17 protein-coding genes are annotated in these 25,172 nt (G+C 74.2%); 10 read left to right on the forward strand and 7 right to left on the reverse strand.

What is annotated here, in order from left to right:
* Positions 1–49 precede the first annotated feature (49 nt).
* A complete protein-coding gene (locus SNR22_RS02250; RefSeq protein ID WP_413775572.1) occupies positions 50–1,984 on the forward strand; it encodes a hypothetical protein in 1,935 nt (644 codons plus the stop codon).
* Positions 1,942–3,828, forward strand: a complete 1,887-nt coding sequence (locus tag SNR22_RS02255) for a hypothetical protein (protein ID WP_320064662.1) — start codon at positions 1,942–1,944, stop codon at positions 3,826–3,828. Before SNR22_RS02250 ends, SNR22_RS02255 begins: the two co-directional genes overlap by 43 nt.
* A gap of 52 nt (positions 3,829–3,880) precedes the next feature.
* On the opposite strand, the gene SNR22_RS02260 is transcribed toward SNR22_RS02255, so the two are convergent.
* Positions 3,881–5,815: a hypothetical protein gene (locus SNR22_RS02260; RefSeq protein ID WP_320064663.1), complete on the reverse strand. Its 1,935-nt coding sequence runs from the start codon at positions 5,813–5,815 to the stop codon at positions 3,881–3,883.
* A gap of 129 nt (positions 5,816–5,944) precedes the next feature.
* Between SNR22_RS02260 and SNR22_RS02265 the strand changes: the two genes are divergently transcribed.
* The gene (locus SNR22_RS02265; RefSeq protein WP_320064665.1) at positions 5,945–7,267 is read left to right on the forward strand and encodes a PQQ-binding-like beta-propeller repeat protein; all 1,323 of its coding nucleotides are present in this window, start codon (positions 5,945–5,947) and stop codon (positions 7,265–7,267) included.
* A 22-nt stretch (positions 7,268–7,289) separates the two neighbouring features.
* Here the strand turns inward: SNR22_RS02265 and SNR22_RS02270 are convergent, their stop codons facing one another.
* A complete protein-coding gene (locus SNR22_RS02270) occupies positions 7,290–8,600 on the reverse strand; it encodes a C39 family peptidase (RefSeq protein WP_320064666.1) in 1,311 nt (436 codons plus the stop codon).
* 159 nt (positions 8,601–8,759) lie between these two features.
* On the opposite strand from SNR22_RS02270, the gene SNR22_RS02275 reads away from it, so the two are divergent.
* The 4 genes from SNR22_RS02275 to SNR22_RS02290 all read left to right on the forward strand — a co-directional run bounded on the left by SNR22_RS02275 (position 8,760) and on the right by SNR22_RS02290 (position 14,164).
* Positions 8,760–9,428: a response regulator transcription factor gene (locus tag SNR22_RS02275; protein WP_320064667.1), complete on the forward strand. Its 669-nt coding sequence runs from the start codon at positions 8,760–8,762 to the stop codon at positions 9,426–9,428.
* A 50-nt stretch (positions 9,429–9,478) separates the two neighbouring features.
* On the forward strand, positions 9,479–10,723 hold the full coding sequence (locus tag SNR22_RS02280) for a HAMP domain-containing sensor histidine kinase (protein WP_320064945.1): 1,245 nt from the start codon (positions 9,479–9,481) through the stop codon (positions 10,721–10,723).
* 268 nt (positions 10,724–10,991) lie between these two features.
* A complete protein-coding gene (locus tag SNR22_RS02285) occupies positions 10,992–13,532 on the forward strand; it encodes a malectin domain-containing carbohydrate-binding protein (RefSeq protein ID WP_320064668.1) in 2,541 nt (846 codons plus the stop codon).
* A gap of 248 nt (positions 13,533–13,780) precedes the next feature.
* Entirely contained in the window at positions 13,781–14,164 is a 384-nt protein-coding gene (locus SNR22_RS02290) for a VOC family protein (protein WP_320064669.1), read from the forward strand.
* Between the two features lie 92 nt (positions 14,165–14,256).
* On the opposite strand, the gene SNR22_RS02295 is transcribed toward SNR22_RS02290, so the two are convergent.
* The 4 genes from SNR22_RS02295 to SNR22_RS02310 form a co-directional block, all read right to left on the reverse strand.
* Positions 14,257–14,988, reverse strand: coding sequence for a hypothetical protein (locus tag SNR22_RS02295; RefSeq protein ID WP_320064672.1), 732 nt, complete (start codon positions 14,986–14,988; stop codon positions 14,257–14,259).
* 168 nt (positions 14,989–15,156) lie between these two features.
* The gene (locus tag SNR22_RS02300) at positions 15,157–17,226 is read right to left on the reverse strand and encodes a 3-hydroxyacyl-CoA dehydrogenase NAD-binding domain-containing protein (protein WP_320064673.1); all 2,070 of its coding nucleotides are present in this window, start codon (positions 17,224–17,226) and stop codon (positions 15,157–15,159) included.
* Entirely contained in the window at positions 17,223–18,443 is a 1,221-nt protein-coding gene (locus tag SNR22_RS02305; protein ID WP_320064675.1) for a thiolase family protein, read from the reverse strand. The genes SNR22_RS02300 and SNR22_RS02305 overlap by 4 nt, the downstream gene beginning before the upstream one ends.
* 276 nt (positions 18,444–18,719) lie before the next feature.
* Positions 18,720–20,042 carry a ribonuclease D gene (locus SNR22_RS02310; RefSeq protein ID WP_320064677.1) on the reverse strand — a complete coding sequence of 441 codons (1,323 nt, stop codon included), beginning with the start codon at positions 20,040–20,042 and terminating at the stop codon, positions 18,720–18,722.
* A gap of 325 nt (positions 20,043–20,367) precedes the next feature.
* Between SNR22_RS02310 and SNR22_RS02315 the strand changes: the two genes are divergently transcribed.
* Both SNR22_RS02315 and SNR22_RS02320 read left to right on the forward strand, forming a co-directional pair.
* Positions 20,368–21,582: a S1C family serine protease gene (locus SNR22_RS02315; protein WP_320064946.1), complete on the forward strand. Its 1,215-nt coding sequence runs from the start codon at positions 20,368–20,370 to the stop codon at positions 21,580–21,582.
* Positions 21,583–21,661: 79 nt separating this feature from the next.
* Positions 21,662–22,828: a hypothetical protein gene (locus SNR22_RS02320; protein ID WP_320064678.1), complete on the forward strand. Its 1,167-nt coding sequence runs from the start codon at positions 21,662–21,664 to the stop codon at positions 22,826–22,828.
* A 233-nt stretch (positions 22,829–23,061) separates the two neighbouring features.
* On the opposite strand, the gene SNR22_RS02325 is transcribed toward SNR22_RS02320, so the two are convergent.
* A complete protein-coding gene (locus tag SNR22_RS02325; protein ID WP_320064679.1) occupies positions 23,062–23,634 on the reverse strand; it encodes a DUF3000 domain-containing protein in 573 nt (190 codons plus the stop codon).
* Between the two features lie 442 nt (positions 23,635–24,076).
* Between SNR22_RS02325 and hemE the strand changes: the two genes are divergently transcribed.
* Positions 24,077–25,168 (forward strand): uroporphyrinogen decarboxylase, encoded by a 1,092-nt coding sequence (gene hemE / locus SNR22_RS02330; protein WP_320064680.1) that lies wholly within the window; start codon positions 24,077–24,079, stop codon positions 25,166–25,168.
* The last annotated feature ends 4 nt before the right edge of the window (positions 25,169–25,172 follow it).

A 25,172-nucleotide genomic window follows, 5' to 3' on the forward strand; every position in this document is an offset into this window, starting at 1 on the left:
CCCCGGTGATTGTCGGGCCGCGCCCCGGCTCCGGTAGACTCCGCCGACTGTGACTCCTGCCGAGCCCCGAGGGGATTCCCCGCCGGTTCCCGACGCTCCCCGGAGCTCCGCCGACCCCACGCCCCGGGCCGGGTCGGTGGCGACCGCCGAGCCACCGCAGGCCGAGGCGCCGCCCGCCGTGGAGGCCCCGCCCGCCGTGGCCCCGCCCGCTGACGGGGTGGGGGCCCGCGACCGGTGGCGGTGGCGATGGACGAACCGGCGGCGGGACCTCGCCGCGTACGGCCTCTTCCTGCTCGCCGCGCTCTGGGTGACCGGCCGGATCTGGGTCGACCCGGCTGGCCGGGTCGCGTCGTTCTACAGCAGCGACCCGGCGCAGGTGCAGTTCTTCCTCGCCCACAGCGTGCGGGTGGTGCTGCATGGCGAGTTCCCGTTCTACACCGACCAGTTCAACTACCCCGACGGGGTCAACCTGATGGCCAACACGGCCATCCTGGCGCTCGGCATCCCGATGGTGCCGGTGACCCTGCTCTTCGGGCCGGCCGTCTCCTTCGTGGTGCTGGTCACCCTCGGGCTCGCCGGCACCGCCGCCGCCTGGTACCGGGTGCTCTCCCGGCACGTGGTGCGCAACCGGACCGCCGCCGCCGTGGGCGGCTGGTTCTGCGGGTTCTCCCCGGCGATGCTCTCGCACGCCAGTTGGCATCCGAACATCATCAGCCAGTTCCTGCTGCCGTTCATCGTCTGGCGGGTGCTGGTGATCACCCGGTCGCGGCGGCCGGTCGTCGACGGCGCGCTGCTCGCCCTGCTGGTGACCGTGCAGGCGTTCATCAACGAGGAGATCCTGCTCTTCACGGCCCTGGCCTGCGGCGTCTTCCTGATCGCCATGCTGGTGCAGCGGCCCGGGCTGTGGTCGGCGGCGTGGCGGCCGCTGGGCGTCGCGGTGGCGGTCTGCGCCGTGCTCGCCGGGGCGCTGCTGGCGTACCCGCTCTATGTCCAGTTCGCCGGGCCGATGGCGTACCACGGCCTCAGCGACGCGGTCCGCGACTACGGCAACGACATCGCCGCCTTCTTCGCCCCGGGCTCGCCCACCCTCGGGGGCAACGAGCGGGCCAACGTCAACCTGGCCCCGAACTACTCCGAGGAGAACGCCTTCTTCGGCTGGAGTCTCGCGCTGATGGCCGTCGGCATCGTGCTCTGGCTGCGCCGCGAGCCGGTGGTCCGGGCGCTCGCCGCGACCGGGGGGTTCTTCGCGGTGCTCTCCCTCGGCGAGCGGATCTCCTGGTGGGACCGGGAGTTGTTCACCGGCCCGTGGGAGCTGCTGGTACGGGTGCCGCTGCTCGACGCGGTGGTGCCGACCCGGTTCGGAATGATCACCACGGTGGTGATCGGTGTGCTGCTGGCGCTCGCCGTCGAGCGGCTCTGGTCGCTGCGGCCGGCGCAGCCCCGCACCGCGCGTCGCCTCGGCGTCGGGGCGCTGGCGCTGGCGCTGTTGCCGATCGCGCCGCTGCCGCTGAAGGTCACCTCGCGCCCGCCGGTGCCGAAGTTCATCACCGCCGACCGGTGGCGCGAGTACGTCGGTGCGGACCAGACCCTGGTGCCGATCCCGGTGCCCAGCATGGGCAGCACGCACGGGATGCGGTGGGCCGCGTCCACCAACCTCGACTTCAAGATCCCCGGCGGCTACTTCCTCGCCCCGCGCAACGGCAACACCGGCGACCCGGGGCGGTTCGGCGGCCGGCCCAGCGGAATCGGCAGGCTGCTGGAGGAGGTGGCCACCACCGGCCGGACGCCGAAGCTGGACGACCGGCAGCGCCGCCGGTCCCTGGACGAGCTGCGGCACTGGCGGGCCGCCGTTCTGGTGCTCCCGGTGGGCCAGCACAACGCGGAGCCGCTGCGGCGTACCGTCGAGGAGCTGGTCGGCCCCGGGCGCCGTGAGCTGGACGTGTGGGTCTGGGACGTCCGGACGCTGACCGCCCCGACGGCCTGATGGCCGCCCCGGTCGAGCCCGCCGCCCGCGAACCGGAGCCGGCCCGGGGCGCGGAGCCGGCCGGTGATCCCGCACCGGTCGGGGAGCCGGTCCCCGCCGGCGCGTCGGCTGCCCGCAGCCTCCGCCGGGTGCGGGGCCTCGACGTCGCCGTGATCGCCGGCTACGTGGGCCTGGCGGTGCTGCTCACCAGCGGGCAGTGGGTGCGACCCGAGCGGCTGTTCCACCAGGACAACGACCAGATGCTCTTCGAGTGGATGCTGGCCCGGGCGGCCCGCGCGGTCACCGGAGCGGAGAACCCGCTGTACAGCACGGCCCTGAACGCGCCGGACGGGGTCAACCTGATGGCCAACACCTCGGTGCTCGGACTGGGTGTGCCGCTGACCCCGGTGACGCTGCTGTTCGGCACCCAGCCGGCCTTCCTGGTGGCGGTGGTCGCCTGCCTCGCCGGCACCGCCACCGCCTGGTACGTCCTGCTGCTCCGCCGGCTCGTCGGCTGCCGCGTCGCCGCCGCCGTCGGCGGCCTGGTCTGCGGCTTCGCCCCCGGCATGGTCGCCCAGGCCGGGGCGCACCTGCACATCGCCGCGCAGTTCCTGGTGCCGCCGATTCTGGCGCTGGTGTTCCGGCCGGACACCGACCGGGTCCGCCGACGCGGGGCGGCACTCGGGTTGCTGGTGGCGTACCAGGTTTTCCTCGGCGAGGAGGTGCTGGTCTTCGTGGCGCTCGCTGCCGGCGTGCTGACCGTCGGGTACGCCCTGGCAGACCGGGCGATGGCCCGCCGGCTGGCGCCCGCGTTCCTCGGCCGGATCGGCGTGGGGGCGCTGGTGGCGGGGGCGCTGCTGGCGTACCCGTTGTGGTTCCAGTTCCGCGGGCCGGGCCACTATCGGGGGATGCCCTTCGACGCGCCAGGGTTCCGGCTCGACGCCGCCTCGTTCACCGCCTCGGCCCGGCAGACGGTGCTCGGTGACGACCACCTGCCCGGCCTGCTGGCCCCGAACCCGACCGAGGAGAACTCGTTCTTCGGACCGGGCCTGCTGGTGCTCGCCGTGGTGATCGTGGTCTGGTTGTGGCGTAGCCCGCTGGTCCGGGCGATGGCGGTGGTCGGGACCGTGGCCGCTCTCTTCTCCCTCGGCCCGGTCGTCCGGGTGGACGGGGCGTCGACCGGGCTGCCCGGGCCGTACCGGCTCGTCGCCGGGGTGCCGTTGCTCGACCTGGTGGTGCCGGCCCGGTTCGCGCTGATCTGCGTGCCGGTGTTGGGGGTGCTGGTCGCCCTCTCCCTGGGCCGCGCGTGGTCCACGGCCGGCCACGCCGGGCCGGCGCCGGTGCGGCTGCTCTGGGGCGGCGCGGTGGCCGCCGCGCTGCTCCCGCTCGCGCCCACCCCGATCCGCACCGTGCCGGCGTGGCCGGTGCCGGCCTTCGTGACCGACGGCGGCTGGCGGGAGTACGTGCCGACCGGCCGGACGCTGGTGCCCGTGCCGCCGGTGACCGGTGCCGGGGCCAGCCCGGCGACGTTCTGGTCGGCCCGGGCCGGGCTGGTGTTCACCGCGCCCGGCGGCTACTTCATCGGACCCCGCGCCGCCGACGACCCGACCGCCCGCTGGGGCGCCCCCGACCGCCCGACCGCGCTGCTGCTACGCCGGGTGGCCGAGACCGGCCAGGTGCCGGTGGTGACCGACGGGGACCGCCGGCAGGCGGCGGTGGACCTGCGCCACTGGCGGGCCGCCGTGCTGGTCCAGGGTGGCCTGCGCCGGAGCGACCCGGTCCGCCGCACCGTCGACCAACTCGTCGGCCCCGGCCGCGAGATCGACGGCGCCTGGGTGTGGGTCGTGCGCCCCCTGGTGGGCTGACGACCCGGCCGGGGCCGTTCTGTTCCGCTCAGCCGGGGCGGTCGGGTTCCGCTCAGCCGACCAGGGGGCGGACGTCCCAGAGCCAGACGTCGTCGACCCGGCGCGGCTCGCCGAGCAGGGCGGTCATCAGGTCGCGCAGCACCGCCTCGCGGGGGTGCGCGCCCAGGACCACCACCGACGCCTTCCAGTAGCGCAGGTCCGCTACGGCCTGGCGGCGGTTCTCCGGCGTCAGCGGCGGCAGCGTGCCGGAGTCCATCGTGGAGTAGATGAGGGTGCTGGTCGGCCGGTTCGGGGCGCCGAAGACGCCCTCGCCATCGGGGTTGGGCCCGATGAAGTAGCCGCCGGGGATCGGGAACGCGTGCCCGGTCAGCGCGCTCCAGCGCAGGGTGGGCAGGCCGTGCACGTTGCTGGGGATCGGCACCGGCACCAGGGTCCGGCCTGCCGGGACGAACGGCTCCCAGCCGCCGGCCGTGATGAAGTGCGGCGGCGGGTCGATCTGCTGGGCCGGCAGCGGCCGGGGGACCAGCGGCAGCACGGCGAGCGCGACGGCGGCGTACCCGACCGGGCGGAGCCAGCGACGGGACCGGGCCGGCGCGGGACCGGCCGCCTCCGCCGGGGCCGCCTCCGGGCCGGACGCCTCGGCGGCGACGCGCGGGGCCGGCACGCGCGCCCCGGCGGTCGGTGCGGTGCGGGCCAGCGCGTCCCAGGCCAGGGCGAGCAGCACGCCGACGGCGGCGGCCACCACCAGCGCCAGCCGGGTGGGCATCATCATCTCCACCAGCGGCAGGTCGTCCGAGATGTACGCCCACGGCCCGTCGACCGTGGTCTCGGCGCCGTCGAAGCGCACCACCGGGCCGATCGAGGCGACGGTGAAGACCACCACCAGCACGGCGACGATCCGGGCGGCCAGCGACCGACGGACCAGCAGCACCAGGGCAACCAATGCCACCAGCACCAACGGCCAGCCGAACCAGCTGTTCTGCTCGGTCAGCCCGATGGTCTTCTCCACCGCCTCGTCACCGGCGACGGTGTCCCGGGCGAACGTCACGAAGGCCATCAGGTCCTCGCCCCAGTTGTGGAACACCCCGCCCTGCAGGCCCCGGTACGACTGCGGGCCGTTGAACTGGAACCAGATCGGGTACGCCGCGAGCAGCAGCGTCAGCCCGCCGCCGAGGCCGAGTGCGGCCAGGAAGCCGCCGGCCCGGGCCCGCGCCGCGCGTGGCCGTTGCACCGCGTAGGCGGCCACGACCACCAGGCAGCCCAGCGCCGTGAGCAGCAGCATCTCCTCGTTGATGAAGATCTGGTACGCCACCAGCAGGCCGAGCACCACCCCGTCGCGCCGCCAACTCCGCCCCGCCTCACCGAGCCGCAGCACCCGGGCCACGATCACCGGCAGCAGGTAGTTGGAGACGAAGTTCGGCTGCCCGTTGGCGTGGTGCACGACGCCGGGCGCGAAGCCGAGGAACGCCCCGCCCACGAACGCCGCCGCGCGCGAGCGGACCAGGTGCCGCGACAGCATCCAGTACGAGGTGGCGGCCGTCGCCGCGAGCGCCCCGCCGAGGTAGAGGGCGTACGTCACCTGCGGGCCGAGCAACCAGGTCACCGGTGCCAGCGGCAGGGTGGCGCCGAGCAGCGACGTGTTCGCCATCATGTTCACCCCGTCCGGGGCGTTCTGGCGCATCGAGAACAGCGGGTTCTCCAGGTGGCGCAGCGAGTACGCGCCGTGCGAGAAGAGCCACTCGAACCAGCTGTGGTCGGTCGGCAGGTGCGACGACACCCGGTGCTCGACGTCCCCCCAGTAGTTCAGGCACACGAGAACGCCGAGGAGCACATAGGCTCCGATGGCCAGGACGTCGGCGTGGTTCGGTCGCCGTCGGGGCCGCCGCGGTGTGCCTGCACCCGCCCCATCGGGTCCGGCCGGCGCGGCCTGCGCCGCGACGGTTGCGGAGTCGGAGTTCAGCGAGGGGTCTACCACCGGCACAGCCACGACGGGCCATCGTACAGGCGCGCCGGGTGGCCCCGGTCGGGCCGGGCGCTGCCGCCGTCGCCCGCTCGGTCGAGCCGTCGACCGGCCAAGGAGGAGCGCCGGCCGTCGACCGGTCGGAGAGGAGTACCGGTGACCGTCATCGACCTCGGCGAGCTGCGCGGCGACGTGAAGCCGGACCCGCCGTCCCGCCCGCCCCGGGCGGCGGCCCGGCCGCTGCGGGCGGCGCTGGCCGGGGCCGTCGCACTGTTCGCCCTGGCCGCGTCCGCCCCGTCCGTGCGCCCGGCGTCGGCGGTCCTCGCCGTCCGAACCGGCGCCGAGGTCCTCCTCGCCGGCGGCCGGCTGTACGTGGCGGAGCCGCCGTCCCTGGGCACGGACGGTGGCCGGGAGGTGGTCGCCTACACGATGCCGGCCGCCGCGGGCGGCTCCCCGCGGCCGCTGTGGCGCACCCCCGCGCCCGGCGGATTCGGCCAGTTCTGGGTGCGGGAGCACAACGGCTTCGTGCTCCTCACCGGTGGCCGGGACGGGCGGGCGCTCGAGACGTTCGTGGTGGACGCGGCGACCGGGCGGCAGCGGTGGCGCCTTCCCGGCTTCCCGGACCCCACCGTCGGCGACGGGCTACTCCTCCTCGGTGGCGGTTTCGGTGACGGTGCCGGCGAGCAGGCCACGGACACCCTGCAGGCGGTGGACCTGCCCTCGGGGCGGGTCCGGTGGTCGGTGCCGGCGACCCGGGGCCGGCTGACCTACCGCTACCGGGGTGCGGAGGTCGACCGGGTCGTGCTGATCCCCGGTTCCGGGCGGATCGAGGTGCGCGACGCCCGGTCCGGGGCGGTCCTGGCCGCCCTCGACCCGCCCCCCGGCGGGCCGCCGGGGCCTCAGGACGTGAACGTCGCCGGGGACCTGCTGCTGGTGACCAGCACCACCGGCGACGTCGCGGGCGACAGCCGGGTCACCGCGTACGGGCTGGACGCGCTGGACCGGCGCTGGCAACTCGACCTACCGCCGGGCGGGTACCTGGCGCAGTGTGGGGAAGTGCCCTGCGTCGCCGCTCGCAATGTCGGGGTTTCGCTGCTCGACCCGGCGACGGGCCGGGCGAGGTGGACGAACCCGCGCTCGCAGTGGGTTGCCGCCGTCCGGGGCGACCGACTTCTGGTGGCCGCCCAGGATCTGGTGGGGGCCGTGGAGTTCGCCGTGCTGGACGCCACCACCGGGCGGACGGTCGCCGAGCTGGGGCGCCGGGAGCTGGTGCACAACCGGGACCCGGACGGGCCGTTGTTCACCACCCGACGCACCCGGGAGGGCGCGTTGCTCGTCGCCGAACTGGACCCGGTGGCGGCGGAGGCCCGGTCGCTCGAGGTGCTGCCGGACGCCCCGGTGGATTGCCGCTCCGCCGGCCGTGACCTGGTCTGCCGCCGGGCGTCCGGCACGTGGGGCTGGTGGCGGCTGCCCGGCTGACGGGTCCAGCGGCGCGCCCGGGTCACCAGTTGGGCTGGGCGGGCGGCGGGGGCAGCGCAACGTCGGGCGGGTGGATGACGTAGACGATCCCGCCGCTGCCGCCCTGCCAGGCGGCCTCGAACCGGTGCCGGTCCACGGTCCGGCGCACGCCCACGTCGTCCGGGGCGTACGGGTCGTTGAGGACCGGATCGCCGTCGACGGTGAACCCGACCAGGACCATCAGGTGCCCCTGGGTGTCGTAGTCCAGCCCCGGCACCTCGCCCCGGCGGAACGTGGCGGAGAGCACCAGCGGCACCCCGGCGGCCACGAACGCCCCGGCCTCGGCCAGCGACCGCAGCCGGGTGACGAACGCGTCCACCCCGTGCCGGCCCGCGTACGCGGTGTTGAACGCCCAGTTTCCCGCCCCGCCGTAGGCCGGGTCGTAGCAGTGCCGGGCGGCGTGCACCACCGCCGGCCGGGATCCGGCCGGCACGACCCACGCGTACCGGTCGGCGGTCGGGCCGGCACCCCAGTAGTCCAGCACCATGGAGACGCTGGTCGGACTGCACCAGGAGTCCCCGCCGCCGCCCCAGCGTCGCTCGTCCCCGCCGTGCAGCCGCTGCGAGTACCGGGGCACGTCCAGCACCCGGCCCCAGCCGGCCCGGTCGCCCTCGGCGGCCCGGTACGCACCGACCGATGTGCCCGGTTGGGTGCCGACCGGGGCGTCCGGCTGCGCGCCGACCGGGCCGTCCGGCTGCGGGCCGGAGGCGACCGCGCCGATCTGGCGCAGTACCGGGGTGGCGGCGCTGCCTGCCGGCCGAAGCAGAGTCACCCGGACCTGCCAGCCGGTGACCGTCGCGCCGGTGACGACCAGGGTGTCCGCGTCGACCCGGGCGTCGGCGTCCTGCTGGCCGGGCACCGAGGTGTGGCCGAAGGGCTCGTCGTCGGTGGCCCAGCGGGCCAGGGTGTACCAGCCGGTGGCGGGGGCGTCGGCGTGCCAGCCGCGCGCCTCGATCCAGAGGCCGCAGCCGTCGGGGGTGTCGGCGGTCCAGGAGGGAACGACCTCGGCAACGGCGAACCCGGTGGAGACCGGCGGGGATGTCCAGCTCGCCACGTCGTACCGGCGGGTCGGGTCGTCGGGGTGGCCGAGCCGGCCGGTCGGGGCGGCGAGCACCGCGCCGTCGGCGCCGGGACCCACCCCGCCACTGGCGCCGGTGGCCCTGGGGCCCACCGCGTCGCAGGCGTCGGCGGAGTCGGGGTTTACCGCGTCACAGGTGCCGGTGGGTAGATCGGCGGGGAGACGGAACCGGCGGAAGGCCACGTCCCGCCGTAGGGCCGAAGTCGATCCGGTCATCACTGCTCCCTCCGCCGCACATCAGCGCCGGGAAGCATCCCGTACCTGAAGGTTCTTTGCAAAGCCGTCGGGGCGTGGGGCCCTGGCCGCGGGCGGTGCGACGCTGGTTTGGTGGCCGGCACTAGGTTGTCGGGAGGTCAGCCGGCGAGGAGGTCGGGCATGCGGGTACTGGTGGTCGAGGACGAGCGCAACCTTGCCGACGCGATCGTGCGTGGGTTGCGTAAGCGCGGCATGGCGGTCGACGTCGCCTACGACGGGGACTCGGGGCACGAGATGGCCTTTGTCACGCGGTACGACGTGGTGGTGCTGGACCGAGATCTGCCCGGCATGCACGGCGACCAGATCTGCGCCGAGCTGGCCGCCTCCGGCACCCTGACCCGGGTGCTCATGCTCACCGCCAGCGGTACGGTCGCCGACCGGGTCGAGGGGCTACAGCTCGGTGCGGACGACTACCTGCCCAAGCCGTTCGCCTTCGACGAGCTGGTGGCCCGGGTGCAGGCGCTCGGCCGGCGGGCCACCCCGGCCGCCCCGCCGGTGCTCGCCGTCGCCGACCTGGTGCTCGATCCGGCCCGCCGGGTGGTGACCCGGGGCGGGATACCGGTCGACCTGACCAACAAGGAGTTCGGGGTGCTGGCCGAGCTGCTGAAGGCGCGCGGGGCGGTGGTCTCCAGCGAGGAACTGCTGGAACGGGTCTGGGACGCCAACACCGACCCGTTCACCACCATCGTCCGCGTCACCGTGATGACCCTGCGCAAGAAGCTGGGCGACCCCCCGCTGATCGAGACGGTCGTCGGGGCCGGCTACCGCACCGCCGAGGGGTCGGCGTGACCGCCACGCCCCGGCCGGCGACCCGCCGCCGTACCCTGCCCCGTCCGGCGCTGCGTCGCCCGACCTTCCGGCTCCGGCCCACCCTGCGGCTGCGGCTCACCCTGCTCAACGGGGTGCTGCTGGTGGGCGCCGGGGCGATCCTGGTGCTGCTCGCCTGGCTGCTGGTCCGCGACGCGCTGCGTCCCACCGACGAACTGGTGCCCGGCACCACCGTGCTGCTGGCCGACGGCCGCCTCCTCGACGCCGGGCAGTGGCAGCAGCAACTCGTCGACGCCGCCTCCCGAGAACTGCTGGTCAAAGGCCTGGGGGCGCTGCTGGCGATCAGCGTGGTCGGGGTTGCCGGCGCGTACCTGGTGGCCGGCCGGGCGCTGCGCCCGCTGTACCAGGTCACCGCGACCGCTCAACGGCTCGGCGAGGCCACCCTCGACCAGCGGATCGGCTGGTCCGGTGCGGACGACGAGGTGGCCGAGTTGGCCAAGACGTTCGACGCGATGCTGGACCGGATCGCCGCCGCGTTCGAGGCGCAGAAGCGTTTCGTCGCCAACGCCTCGCACGAGCTGCGCACGCCGCTGGCGGTGATGCGTACCGAAATCGACGTGACGCTCAGCGACGACGAGGCCGACGCCGCCGAGTACCGCCGGATGGCCACCGTGGTCCGGGACGCCTCCGAGCGGGCCAACGGGCTGGTCGACGCGCTGCTGGTGCTCGCGCGCAGCGAGGCCCAGGCGGGCCGGCGGCTGGGTCGGCGCACCCGGTGCGACCTGGCCGCAGGCACCGCCAACGCGCTCTCGGCCGTGCGTCGGGAGGTGGAGCGGATCGGGTTGCGGGTGCAGACGTCCCTGGAGCCCGCCCCGGTCGTCGGCGACCCTGGGCTGCTGGACCGGCTGGCCGGCAACCTGATCGAGAACGCGGTCCGCTACAACCACCTACACGGTCGGATCCTGATCCGCACCGGCACGGACGGCCATTCGTCCTGGCTGGTCGTCGCGAACACGGGCTTCGAGGTCAGCCAGGCCGACGTGCCGGGGCTGTTCGAGCCGTTTCGCCGGGGCGGGCAGGAACGCACCGGCGCCCGGGGTTCCGGGCTGGGGCTGTCCATCGTCCGGGCGGTCTGTGACGCCCACGGCGGGACCGTGCGGGTCGTCGCCCAGCCCGGCGGCGGCCTGGAGGTCACGGTGACCCTGCCCACCGCCGGCACCCCGCCACCGCTGACCGACCCACCCCACTCCCTCGGCCCGGGTGATCATGGAGGTAGCGGCACGACACGCTGGGGCGGACCGGCGTTAACCTCATGATCACCGGCCCGGACCCGGGTCCGGGTCCGGGCCGGTTGGCTCGGGGTGGGTGGGGTGGGCGGCCGGTTGGGCGGGAGGTGGCGGCGGTTGGGTGGAGCCGTCGGGCGGTCGGGTAGAAAGCGTCAGCCCTGCTGGACGGGCGGCCTCTGGTGAGCAAAGGTGTGGTGGCACCATGCTCCGCGCGGTGCGCGCCTCGGACCGGCCGCGCCTGATGGCCGGCCGGTGCCCGCGGCCGCCTCCCCGTCCGCACGTGCCCCGGGAGTTGCCCGTGACCCACCCCTCGGCCCTGGTTCGCCGAACCCTGGCGGCGCTCGCCGCTGTCGCCCTGACCGTTGCCGGCCTCGCCGTCGGCGGCGTGGCGGGTGCTGCGCCCCTGCACACCACCGTGGTCTCCGCCGTGCCGTCCGCCGCGTCCCCGGACATCATGGACGGCACCGTCGTCGCCATCCACGACGCCGGTACGAAGATCATCGCGGCGGGCTCGTTCACCCGAGTGCAGAACCGCAACTCAAACGTGGACATCGCCCGCAACTACGTGCTCGCCTTCGACAAGGCCACCGGGACGGTGGACACCGCGTTCGCGCCGACCGTCGACAACGAGGTGTCCGCGGTGGCGGACGGCCCGACCGCCGGCACCGTCTACCTGGCGGGCAAGTTCAACACGGTCAACGGGGTGACCCGGCGCAAGGTGGCCCTGGTCAACGTGGCCACCGGCGCCACCGTCACCAGCTTCGCCGGCCCGGCGTTCAACGGGCTGGTCGACGACGTCGCCGTGGCCGGAAACCGGCTGTTGGTCGGGGGAATCTTCACCACCGCAGGCAACGCCAACCCGCGCGGCGGGCTCGCCTCGCTGAACGCCACCACCGGGGCGCTCGACGGCTACCTCACCACCACGCTGACGGAGAACCACAACTACGACGGGGTGAGCGGGGCCAGGGCCGGTGTCGGCGCGGAGAAGCTCGCGCTCTCCCCGGACGGCACCCAGCTCGTGGTGATCGGCAACTTCAAGCAGGCCGACGGGGTGCTGCACGACCAGATCGTGAAGCTGGACCTCGGCGCCACGGCGGCGACCGTCGCCGACTGGAACACCAGCCGGTACACCCCGCGCTGCACCTGGAACGCGTTCGACTCGTACATGCGGGATGTGGCCTTCGCCCCGGACGGCGGCTACTTCGTGGTGGTCACCACCGGCGGGGCGTACGGCGGGACGCTCTGCGACACGGCCGCCCGCTGGGAGGCCGCCGCCACCGGCGACGCCCAGCAGCCCACCTGGGTGAACTACTCCGGCGGCGACACCTTCCTCTCGGTCGGCATCAGCGAGCAGGCGGTCTACGTCGGCGGGCACCTGCGCTGGCTCAACAACAGCTTCGGCGGCGACAACGCGCAGGCCGGGGCGATCGGGCGGGCCAGCATCGCCGCCCTCGATCCGCGTAACGGCCTGCCGCTGTCCTGGAACCCGGGCCGGCACCCGCGCGGCTACGGCGTGGCCGAGCTGCTGGTCACCCCGCAGGGCATCTGGCTCGGCTCGGACCAGTCCTGGATCGGCAACTTCACCTACCGTCGGGAGCGGATCGCGTTCTTCCCGCTGACCGGCGGCACCGCCCCGCACCCGACCACCACCGCAGGCCTGCCCGGCACCGTGTACCAGGCCGGGGTGCCGGCACCGACCAACGTCCTGTACCGGGTCAACGCCGGTGGCCCTGCCGTCGCGGCCGTCGCGGGTGGACCGGACTGGAGCGCCGACGACTCCGGCAACCCCAGCCCGTACCAAAACACCGGCAGCAGCACCGCGGGCTTCGCCCCCGTGGGCAGCCTGGACGGCACCGTCCCGGCCGGCACCCCGGCCGCCCTCTACAGCGACGAGCGGTACGACTCCGGCGGCGCACCGGAGATGGAGTGGGACTTCCCGGTGCCCGTCGGCACCGAGGTCGAGGTCCGGCTCTACCTGGCCAACCGGTACGCCGGCACGTCCGCCCCCGGCCAGCGGGTCTTCGACGTGAGCCTGGACGGCACCCTGGTCCTCGACGACCTGGACCTGTCCGTCACGCCCGGACACGACGTCGGCACCATGCGATCGTTCACCGTCGTCAGCGACGGCACCGTGGACATCGACTTCGGGCATGTGGTGGAGAACCCGCTCGTCGACGCGATCGAGATCGTCAAGACCGGCCCACCGCCCACCGGCACCGGCGACGAGGTGCAGGCCCGCACGTACGACGGCGCGACCACGGTCGGCGCGGCCACCCCGGTGGCCAACCCGGACAGCACCGCGTGGTCCACGGCGAAGGGCGCGTTCTGGGTCGGCGGCACCCTGTTCTACGGGATGAACGGCGCGCTCCAGCGGCGCACCTTCGACGGGACCACCTTCGGCACGCCGAGCCTGGTCGACCCGTACCACCACGCGTACTGGGACACCGTGGAGACCGACTCCGGGCCGGCCGGCCAGACGTACACCGGCGTGACCAGCAACTTCTACCCGGAGATCGGTAACGTCACCGGCATGCTGTACGCCGCCGGCCGGCTCTACTACACCCTGTCCGGCCAGAACGGGTTGTACTGGCGCTGGTTCACCCCGGACAGCGGCGCGGTCGGCGCCGACAAGTTCACCGTCGCGGGGGTGACCGGTTTCGCCGACACCGGAGCGCTCCTCCTCGCCGACGGCACCCTGTACCGGGTCAGCCGCTCGACCGGCGCGCTCGCCTCGACCGCGTGGGCCGGCGGCGTGCCCACCGGCGCGTTCACCACCGTCAGCGGCCCCGCCGTCGACGGGGTGGACTGGCGCGCCAAGGCCGTCTTCGTCGGCCCGTAGACCCCGCCGCACCACGGGGCATCCCGGCCCGGTCCCGCGTCCGCGCGGGGCCGGGCCGGGCCGGGTCGTTTCTCGTACGCCAAAAAAGGCGTTGCCAGGGCTGCCGGCGGCTGGCAACATCGTCGCCGTCAGCCCGACGGCCGGAGGGAGGTGCGGTTGATGTCCACGACCAGTCCCGCGCCCCGTCCCCCCCGCCGCTGACCGCTGTCCGATCACGCGGGGCGCTCCACTCCACCATGGAGGACACCGTGTCCGCACGGATCAGGAACATCAGCTTCGACTGCCACGACACCTATGCCCTGGCCGGCTTCTGGGCGGAGGTGTTCGGCACCGAGCGGCAGCCCGACGACCTGCCCGGCGACCCGGAGGCCATGGTGCTCACCGCCGACGGGGAGACCGTGCTCTTCCTCCAGGTGCCGGAGGGCAAGACGGTGAAGAACCGGGTCCACCTCTGCCTGGAGCCGGCCGACCGGCCCCGGGACGCCGAGGTCGAGCGGCTGGTCGACCTCGGCGCCACCCAGGTCGACGACCGGCGGCAGCCGGACGGCACCGGCTGGGTGGTGCTCGCCGACCCGGAGGGCAACGAGTTCTGCGTGCTGCGCAGCGCCGCCGAGCGGGCCGCGACGGCGTAACCGGTCCGACCGGGCGGGCCGCGACGGCCTGACCCCGGTCAACGCGACGGGCCCCCTCCGCCGGTGGTGGAGGGGGCCCGGTCACGGGTGGCTCAGGAGCGCTGCTCGATCTGGCCGCGCATGGTGACGAACTCGGCCTGCGCCTGCGCGGCGGTCTTGAAATACATGACGATCATGCCGACGCTGCCCCGGTCGGCCCAGAGGCAGGCGCCCACCGCCGTCCCGGCGACGTTGCCGCCGCCGCAGCGCGCCTCGCCACCGAGCGGGCCCGGCTCGACCGTGGTCACCTCGGTCACGGCCAGCTGGGTCTTGATGCCGGCGAGCGCGTCGTCCAGCTCCTTCTTCGGGTCGGCCATTACGCCGGACGCCGCGACGACCATCACCAGGTCCTTCTTGGCCGGGTCGCCGTAGAACGCCCCGACGGTGCCGGTCTCGTTCTGCACCGTCGACCGCATCTCGGCGATCGTCTCGTCAGACAGCTTCTTCAGCTCCGGGTCGTTGACCTGCGGCCGGCCGGCGAGCGTGGTGGGGGTGACCACCCGGGTGTTGGTGGCGTCGACGACCTCGCCGACCTCGTCCTTGACGGCGAACCAGGTGATCACCGCGCCGCCGAGGCAGAGCACCAGCACCACGGCCAGGACGATCAGCACGATCCGGCCGGCCCTGGACTTCTTCGGGGCGGGCGGCGCCGGCGCGGCGGCCGGATCGCCCCACGACTGGCCGGCCGTGGGGGGCTGTTCGCCGCCCGGCTGCTGGGAAACGGGCTGCTCGCCGTACGGCTGCTGCGGCTGGTGCGGATAGGGGTTGTCCGACGGCTGGGACATGTGAATCAGCTCCCGTTAGATGATCAGAAGCGGTGATCGTAGCCAGCTCGTGCGGCACCCGCTGCCCCGCCCCGCCACCGCAAAGGCTTCCTGGCAAAGGCGATCGCGGTGGCCGAACCGTCCATGTGGGACGGCCTGACCACCGCGATCGCGGTGGAGCGGGGAGGATCAGGCGGGCAGGCTGGCCGCGCCGCGCGGCAGGAACCGCCGGCCGGTGACCCGCTCGCTGGTGCCGGTCCGGTCCAGGTACGGCGTGACGCCGCCCAGGTGGAACGGCCAGCCGGCGCCCAGGAGCATGCACAGGTCGATGTCCTGCGCCTCGGCGACGACGCCCTCGTCGAGCATCAGCCGGGTCTCCTGCGCCAGCGCGTCGAGCGCGTTCTGCCGCAGCTGCTCGGCGGTCAGCGGCGCGTCGCCGACCACCAGCAGCTTCGCCACGTCCTCGTTGATCCGGTCGTCGACGACGATCGGCTGACCGGAGTCGGCGATCCGCTTCAGGTTCTCGCTGACCGAGAACCGGTCCGGGAACGTGGCGTGCAGGGTGCCGCCCACGTGGTGCGCCACGGCCGGGCCGACGAGCTGGAGCAGGGCGAGCGGGCGCATCGGCAGGCCCAGCGGGTCCAGCGCCGCGTTCGCCACCTCCAGCGGGGTGCCCGCGTCGACGGCGGCGAAGACGGTGCCCAGGAAGCGGGTGAGCAGCCGGTTCACCACGAACGCCGGGGCGTCTTTCACCAGCACCGAGGACTTCTTGAGCTGCTTGCCGACCGCGAACGCGGTGGCCAGGGAGGCGTCGTCGGTCCGCTCGCCCCGGACGATCTCCAGCAGCGGCAGCACCGCGACCGGGTTGAAGAAGTGGAAGCCGACCACCCGCTCCGGGTGCTCCAGCTCCTCGGCCATCGCGGTGATCGACAGCGAGGAGGTGTTCGTCGCCAGCACCGCCTCCGGGGAGACGATCTTCTCCAGCTCGGCCCAGACCTGCTTCTTGACGGTCAGGTCCTCGAAGACCGCCTCGATGACGAAATCGGCGTCGCCCAGGGCACCCTTGTCGACCGAGCCGCTGACCAGGCCGTACAGCTTGGCGGCGGTGCCCTTGTCCATCCGGCCCTTGCTGACGGCCTTCTCGACCTGGGTGTGCACGTAGCCCACGCCCTTGTCGACCCGTGCCTGGTCCAGGTCGGTCATGACGACCGGGACCTGGAGGCGACGGGCGAACAGCAGGGCGAGCTGGCTGGCCATCAGGCCGGCTCCCACGATGCCGACCTTGGTGACCGGCCGGGCCAGGCCCCTGTCCGGTGCCCCGGCCGGCCGCTTGGCCCGCCGCTGCACCAGGTCGAAGGCGTACAGGCCGCTACGCAGCTCCTCGCTGAAGACCAGGTCGGCCAGGGCCTCGTCCTCGGCGGCGGTGCCGGTGGCGAAGTCCGCGTCCTTCGCCGTCTCCAGCAGGTCCAACGCCCGGTACGCGGCCGGAACCGCGCCGTGCAGCCGCTGGTCGAGGGTCTGCCGGGCGAAGTAGAGCACGCCCGCCCACATGTCCTTGTCGACCTCGGGCCGGTTCACGGTGACCTCGCCGCGGACCACGCCGGCGGCCCACTCCAGGGACCGCTCCAGGAAGTCCGCCGGCTCCAGCAGCACGTCGGCGATGCCCAGCTCGGCGGCCTGCTTCGGCCTGAGCATCTTGTTCTGCATCAGCGGGTTCTGCAGGATGACCTGGGTGGCGGCCGGGATGCCGATCAGGTTCGGCAGCAGCTGTGTGCCACCCCAGCCGGGAACCAGCCCGAGGGAGACCTCGGGCAGCGCGAGCGCGGATGCCCCACCGGAGAGCGTCCGGTAGTGGCAGTGCAGGGCCAGTTCCAGGCCGCCGCCCATCGCCGCGCCGTTGACGAACGCGAAGGTCGGGACCGCGCTCTCCTTCAGCCGGGCGAAAACCCGGTGGCCGAGCCGGCCGATCTCCAGGGCCTGCTCGCGGTCGGCGAGCTGCGGCAGGCTGGTCAGGTCCGCGCCCACGCAGAAGATGTACGGCTTGCCGGTGACCGCGACGAACGCCGGGTCCGCCGCCAGGGCGGCGGTGATCGCCTCGTCCAGGCTGGTCAGGCCGCCGGGGCCGAAGCTGTTCGGCTTGGTGTGGTCGAAGCCGTTGTCCAGGGTGATCAGGGCGGCCGGCCGGTCCAGCCCCGGCACGTTCACCTGGCGCAGCAGCGCCCGGGTGACCACCTCGTTCGGTGCGGCGAGCGCGCTCACTTGTTGCCCTCCTGTCCAGCCTGGACGGCGGAACCGGTCCATTGTGGGTTCTCCCAGATGACCGTGCCGCCCATGCCGATGCCGATACACATGGCGGTGACGCCGTAGCGGACCTCGGGGTGCTCGGCGAACTGCCGGGCGAGTTGGGTCATCAGCCGCACACCCGAGGATGCGAGCGGGTGGCCGATGGCGATCGCGCCACCCCACTGGTTGACCCGGGGGTCGTCGTCGGCGATGCCGAAGTGGTCGAGAAAGGCGAGTACCTGCACGGCGAACGCCTCGTTCAGTTCGAACAGGCCGATGTCGTCGATGCTCAGGCCGGCGATGCGCAGCGCCTTCTCGGTCGACGGGATCGGGCCGACGCCCATCACCTCGGGCTCGACGCCGACGAAGCCGTACGACACCAGCCGCATGGCCACCGGCAGGCCCAGCTCACGGGCGGTGGACTCGGCGGCAATCAGGCTTGCGGTGGCACCGTCGTTCAGGCCGGCCGCGTTGCCCGCGGTGACCTTGCCGTGCGGGCGGAACGGGGTCTTCAGGGTGGCGAGCTTCTCCAACGAGGTGTCGCGGGGCGCCTCGTCGACTGCTGCCAGTCCCCAGCCGCCCTCGTCGTCGCGGATCGCCATCGGGACCAGGTCGCCCTGGAGCTTGCCGTTGGCGTACGCCTTCGCGGTCTTCTGCTGCGAGGCGAGCGCGAACGCGTCGGTGCGCGCCTTGGTGATCTGCGGGACCCGGTCGTGCAGGTTCTCCGCGGTGGCACCCATGACCAGCGCGGACGGGTCGACCAGCTTCTCCGCGACGATCCGCGGGTTGGGGTCGACACCCTCGCCCATCGGGTGGTGGCCCATGTGCTCGACGCCGCCGGCGATCGCGATGTCGTACGCCCCCATGGCGATGCCGCCGGCCACGGTGGTGACGGCGGTCATCGCACCGGCGCACATCCGGTCGATGGCGAAGCCGGGGACCGTTTTCGGCAGGCCGGCCAGCAGAGCTGCGGTACGGCCGATGGTGAGGCCCTGGTCGCCGATCTGGGTGGTGGCGGCGATGGCCACCTCCTCGACCCGCTCCGGCGGCAACTGCGGGTTGCGGCGCAGCAGCTCGCGGATGCAGCGGATCACCAGGTCATCGGCGCGGGTGTTGGCGTACATGCCACCCGCCTTGCCGAACGGGGTGCGGACGCCGTCGACAAAGACGACATCCCGGACTTCACGGGGCACTTGAGCCTCCTTTTCGACCATGATTCGGCCTCCGCGCCGACGAGCGGCGCTACGAACGAATGAAGGTCGCCGGCACGGGCGTGGTCTCTCGGATGCTACTCGCCAGTAACCACGGCCGGCACCCACCCCACTGTGTCCCACCCCACACCCCGCCCCCGCTACCCCACGCCGATCAACCCCACGTCGATCGTGGGGTTGATCGGCAGTCGAGGAGATCAACACTGCTGCCAACCCCATGATCGACGCGAGAGCCGGAGCCGGAGCCGGGGTGGGGGGTTAGGGGGTGGGAGGTGTTAGGGCGCGGGTTAGGTCGCTGGTCAGGAGGCCGATCTGCCACTCTCGGGCACCGAAACCGCGCAGCGTCTCGGCGACCGTGTCCCCGGTGATCTCCTCCGGCGGGGTCCAGGCGAGACGGCGGATCGAGTCCGGGGCGATCAGGTTCTCCGGCGGCAGGGTGTGCGCCCCGGCGATCCGGACCACCGCCTCCCGGCACCGGGCCAGCCGGCCGGCGGCCACCGGGTCCCGCTCCGCCCAGCGGTGCGGCGGGGGAGGACCCTCCACCGCCGGGGTGACCGGCAGGGAGTCCTCCGGCAACTGCCGGGCGTCGTCCAAAGCCGCCAGCCAGGTGCGGGCCAGCCGGCGTACCGACCGGCCGCCGAACCCGGGCAGGGTGAGCAGGGTCTTCTCGTCACGCGGGTCCAGCTCGGCGGCGGCCACGATCGCCGAGTCCGGCAGCACCCGCCCCGGAGCGGCGTCCCGGCGGACGGCGATCTGGTCCCTGGCGTACCAGAGGGAGCGGACCCGAGCCTGGGCTCGGGCACCGCGTACCCGATGGATGCCGGAGGTGCGCCGCCAGGGCTCCGCGCGGACCCGGGGCGGGCGGGCCCCGCTCTGCACCAGCGCGGCGAACTCCTCCGCCGCCCAGGCGGACTTGCCCTGCCGGGCCAGCTCGGCGTCGAGTGCGTCGCGCAGGTCGGTCAGCATCTCCACGTCCAGCGCGGCGTAGGTGAGCCACGACTCCGGCAGCGGCCGGCTCGACCAGTCGGCCGCCGAGTGGTGCTTCTCCAGGCTGAAGCCGAGTAGCTGTTCGGTCAGCGCAGCCAGGCCGACCCGCTCGAATCCGGCCAGTCGGGCGGCCAGTTCCGTGTCGAACAGCCGGCGCGGGCGCAGCCCCACCTCGGCGAGGCAGGCAAGGTCCTGGCTGGCGGCGTGCAGCACCCACTCGGCGTCGGCGATGGCTGCGTCGAGGGTGCCCAGGTCGGGCAGCGGTAGCGGGTCGATCAGCGCCGTGCCGGAGCCGGAACGACGCAACTGGACGAGGTACGCGCGTTGGCTGTACCGGTAACCCGACGCGCGTTCGGCGTCCAGGGCGACCGGGCCGGTGCCGGCGGCGAAACGTGCCACGACCTCGGCCAGTTCGGCCTCGGAGGCCACCGGCAGGGGGGTGCCGTCGCGGGGGGCGGTCAGCGGCACGGGTCCGCCGTCGGTCGGTTCGGGCCCCGCGACCACCGGCTCCGGCTCGGCCGACGGCGGGTGGTGCGGCTCGTCTCCGGTGCGGTTTTCGGCGGCCCGACGGCGCAGGGGTGGTTCGTCGGTCACCTGACAACCCTAGTGCGCGCGGCGATCCGGCGCGCGCAGCCGGGTGCGGCGAGTGTCGGCGTCGGGGACTTGACGCGCCATGGCAGGGTCGGACATCAGGGGAGACAAAGCGCGCTGGTGTAGGTACGGTCCTCCGGGCCGCCGGGCGGATACCGACCCGTGTCGGCGCGGGCACCGGGGCGGGCACGGGGAGGACACGGCAATGACGACGGCTGGGTACGGTCCGACAGGCGCGGGGCAGGGTCCCGGCGACGGTGCGCCCGGCGGCTGGCCCGCCCCGGCCGGTGCCGGCGAGACGGGGGATGCCGACGCACGGCCCGGGCCGTTGCCGCCGCGAATCATTCCGCCCCGGGGCTCCGCCGCCCCCTACCCGCCGCCATCCGTTCCCGGTCAGGCGTCTGTGCCCGGTCACGCACCCGTTCCCGGTCACGCCTCCGTTCCCGGCCAGGGCAGTGCGGCGGTGGCCGGCGGCGGGGCTGCCCCGGCCGCACCGTCGGACGGATACCCGGCCACGCAGCGGGGCGGCTGGGCCCCGCCGCCGAACACCGGTCAGTGGGGCGGGTCGACGCCCGCCGCCGGGCAGTACCCGCCGGCCTACGGGCAGCAGCCGGCACCGCCCGGCGTCCCGGCCGTGCCGTCGCAGGGCTACGGGCCGGCGTACCCGCAGGGCGTGCCGGCCTCCGCCGGGGTGCCGGCCTCCGCCGGGGTGCCGGCCTCTGCCGGAGGACCGGCCTGGTCCGCACCGGCACCGCCCGCCCCCGCCCGGGGGCGCGCGCTCACCCTGGTCGCGCTCGGGCTGGCCGTGGTCCTGGCCCTGGTGGCCGGCGTGCAGGCGTACCAGATCCACCGGCTCTCCGACCAGCTCGCCGACACCGACCGACGGCTGGCCGCCGGGCAGGACGGCGACGGCAGCCGGCTCGAAGACCTGGATCAGCGTGCCCAGGTTCTGGAGAAGCAGGCCGGGGCCCAGTTCAACCCCGAGGCGGTGGCCGCCGCCGTGCTGCCCAGCGTGTTCCGGGTCAGGGCCGGGCAGTTCACCGGCACCGCGTTCGCGGTCGGCAAGGCGGCCTCCGGCGGCGGGACGAACCTGTTCACCAACTACCACGTCGTGGAGTCTGTCTGGGAGGGCGGCGGCCGGGAGGTCTTCCTGGAGCGCACCGACCAGCGCTACCCGGCCACCATCGTCAAGGTCGACGAGGAGAACGACATCGCCCACCTGCGTACCACCAGCAAGTTCATCGGCCTGGTGACGGCGCCCGCTGCGGTCAAGTCCGGCCAGCAGATCGTCGTGGTGGGCGCCCCGCTCGGCCTGCAGGACAGCGTCACCACCGGCGTGGTCAGCGCCTTCCGCGAAGCCCGGCAGGGCTCGGGCCCCGTCATCCAGTTCGACGCCCCGATCAACCCCGGCAACTCCGGCGGCCCGGTGATCAACGGCCAGAAGCAGGTGGTCGGAATCGCCACCGCCAAGGCCCGCGACGCGGAGGGCATCGGCCTCGCCGTGCCCATCAACGTCGCCTGCGACGGCTTCCGGATCTGCTGAACCGGCCGCCGTTCCCCTCGTCCCGTCCGGTCCGTCGCCGTCGTCCGGCCGTGGGCCAGTCACCTGGAGGAAGAGAAGAATGACCCAGCCACCGACCGAGTCGGGGGGCCACCCGCCCTACCCGCCGCCCGGCACCGGCCAGCCCGTCCCCCACCAGTACGGCCCGACCGGTCAGCCGCCGGCCGAGCCGACGCAGCAGTTCGGCCAGTACAGCTCGCCGCAGCCGCCGGGAGAGTCGACCCGGCAGTACGGCTCGCCGCAGCCGCCGGCCGAGCCGACGCAGCAGTACGGCCAGTACAGCTCACCGCAGCCGCCGGGAGAGCCGACCCGGCAGTACGGCTCGCCGCAGCCGCCCGCCGAGCCGACCCAGCAGTACGGCTCGCCGCAGCCGCCCGCCGAGCCGACCCAGCAGTACGGCTCGCCGCAGCCGCCCGCCGGCACCGGCCAGCCCGTCCCCCACCAGTACGGCCCGACCGGTCAGCCGGCCGAGCCGACTCGGCAGTTCAACCCCGGGCAGTACGGCTCGCCGCAGCCGGGCCAGTCGGCCATCCCGCAGTCCGCCCCGCCCGCGCCGGCCTTCGGTCAGCCGCAGTCGCAGCCCCAGTCCGCCCCGCCGTACGGGCAGTCGCAGTCCCAGTCCGCCCCGCCGTACGGGCAGTCCCAGTCCCAGTCCGCCCCGCCGTACGGGCAGCCGGTTTCCACCCCGCCGGTCTCCGGGCCCGGCTACCCGCAGCCGATGTCGGTGCCCCCGGTCTCCGGGCCGGCCTTCGGCCAGTCGATGTCCGGCCCGCCCGTCGCCCCGCCCTACGGCCCCCCGGCGCCCGCCGCTGGTAAGGGCGGGCGGAAGGTGCTGATCCTGGCCCTGGTGGCCGGGCTGCTCTTCGTGTTGGGCGGCGTGATGACCGGCCTCTACGTGACCAAGAGCAGCGAGCTGGACCGGACGAAAAGTCGGCTGACGGCCCAGGTCAGCGAGCGGGACGGGACGATCACGGCGAACAGCGCCGAGATCGAGAAGCTCAAGAAGGACCTGCAGGGCGTTCGGGACAAGCTCTCGAACACCGAGCAGGACCTCACCGGCACCCGCAACGACCGCGACGAGCAGGCCCGGCAGAAGAAGGTCATCGCCAACTGCCTGGACAAGTTGACCACCGCGCTGGCGGCGGCGGCGGCCAACAACAAGGCCGCGTACGACAAGGCCACCCAGGGAATGAACAAGGTCTGCGACGAGGCCGAGAACTACCTCTGACGGATACGCCGCACGCATCGGGCCGCGCACCGGACACCCGTCCGGCGGCGCGGCCCGAGTCGTCTCCGGCGCCGGGCGCACGGCACCGAATCAGGCAGTGTGCGGCCAGCCGTCGCCCGGGGCTGCCCAGCGATTCGGATCTTGGAAGATTTCGGCCCCTCCAGGGGCCACTTCCTTCCAAGATCTCCCCGCCCGCCCGCCGGCCCGCCGGCGGGCGGGGGAGGGGGAGGGGGTTAGACGGCGCCGGCGGGGCGGCGTTCCGGCAGGGCGGTCACGCCGGGCGGCGGTAGGCCCGCAGTCGAGGCGAGCAGTGTGCACCAGGCGAGCAGGTGCGGGGTCAGGTCCTCGCCGAGCGGCGTCCAGGACGCCCGGATCTCGATGTCGGCGGCGGTCGGCTGCCCGGCCAGGTCGCCGAAGCGGGTCGACATCGTCTGCGTGACGGTGCCACCGATCGCCCGGTGCCGAGCCTCCTGGACATCCAACGCGTCGGTCAGCCACGTCCAGCCCACGCCGGGCAGCAGCGGGTCGGCGGCCAGATCGATCTCCAGCTCCGCCGTGACGTAGGTGACCAGCCGCAGGGTGCCCTGCCACGCCTCGTGCCCGGCCGGGTCGTGCAGCAGGATCAACCGCCCGTCGGCGACCTCGTCGCCGTCGCGCAGCACCGTCGCGGAGAGCGCGAAGGTGTACGGCGCGAGGCGCTGCGGCGCGCCGACCTCCTCCAGGACGATCTCCGCCCGGGGCGCGGCCGACCGCAGCCCGGCGACCGCGCGGGCGAAGGTCTCCGGGAGCGCGATCGGGGGGGCCATGCGGGCAGCCTATGTCGGGTGCCGCCCTGCCGCCGGAACGGCACGCCGACGGTCGCCTGCCGCTGGGGCGGTTACGCGGACGGCTCGCTCTGCCGCCGCAACGGCCCGCGGCGGCCTGCAACTGCCCGCAACGGCCCGCGGCGGCCTGCAACTGCCCGCAACGGCCCGCGGCGGCCTGCAACTGCCCGCAACGGCCCGCGGCGGCCTGCAACGGCCCGCGGCGACCCGCGGCGACCCGCAATGGCCCGCGGCGACCCGCGGCGACCCGCAATGGCCCGCGGCGACCCGCGACGGCCTGCGGGCGCCGTGCACGCGGGTGTCGGTGGGAACCCCGCTGCACCGCGGGCGTCAGGTAAGCCCTTCCGCACGATCGAGATGGGGGTGGGTCACAAAAACCGGCGGGGGTGGGGGAGGGACGGCGGGGCGTGGCACGATTGCCGCGATGACCACCGACACCACGGGCGCTGCCGCCCGAGACGGAGAACCCCGCCGCGGCGGGCCGGCCGACTCACCGTTCGTCCGGGCCTGCCGGCGCGAGGACGGCCCGCACACCCCGGTCTGGTTCATGCGCCAGGCCGGCCGATCCCTGCCGGAGTACCGCGAGATCCGCAAGAACGTGGGGATGCTGGAGTCCTGCCGCCGCCCCGAACTGGTTGCCGAGATCACCCTCCAGCCGGTGCGCCGGCACGGGGTGGACGCGGCGATCCTGTTCAGCGACATCGTGGTCCCGGTGGCCGCCGCCGGGGTGGACCTGGACATCGTCGCGGGCACCGGGCCGGTGGTGGCCGAGCCGGTGCGCACCGCCGCCGACGTCGAGCGGATCCGGCCGATCACCCGCGAGGACGTCTCCTACGTGGACTCCGCGGTCCGGCTGCTTGTCGCCGAGCTCGGCGACACCCCGCTGATCGGCTTCGCCGGTGCGCCGTTCACCCTGGCCAGCTACCTGGTCGAGGGGGGGCCGTCGCGCACCCACGCGAAGACCAAGGCCCTGATGTACGGCGAGCCGGAGCTGTGGCACGCGCTCTGCGCCCGGCTGGTCGAGGTGACGGTGTCGTTCCTGCGGGTGCAGGCCGAGGCCGGGGCGTCCGCGGTGCAGCTGTTCGACTCGTGGGCCGGCGCGCTCTCCGAGTCCGACTACCGAAGGTACGTGCTGCCGCACTCGACGAAGGTGCTGGCCGGGCTGGCCGACGCGGGTATCCCCCGGATCCACTTCGGGGTGGGCACCGCCGAACTGCTCGGCGCGATGGGCGAGGCCGGGGCCGAGGTGGTCGGGGTGGACTGGCGTACCCCGCTGGACGTGGCGACCCGCCGGATCGGCGCCGACAAGGCGGTGCAGGGCAACCTCGATCCGGCCGTGCTGCTGGCCCCGTGGCCGGTGGTGGAGGCCGAGGTGCGGCGGATCCTCGCCGAGGGCCGGGCCACCCCCGGTCACGTGTTCAACCTCGGCCACGGCGTCCTGCCGGAGACCGACCCGGACGTGCTGACCCGGGTGGTCGCGCTGGTGCGCGAGGTTTCCGCGCGTCCGGCGGAATGAGGGA

This window comes from Micromonospora sp. RTGN7 (assembly GCF_033804645.1).
Taxonomy (GTDB): Bacteria; Actinomycetota; Actinomycetes; order Mycobacteriales; family Micromonosporaceae; genus Micromonospora.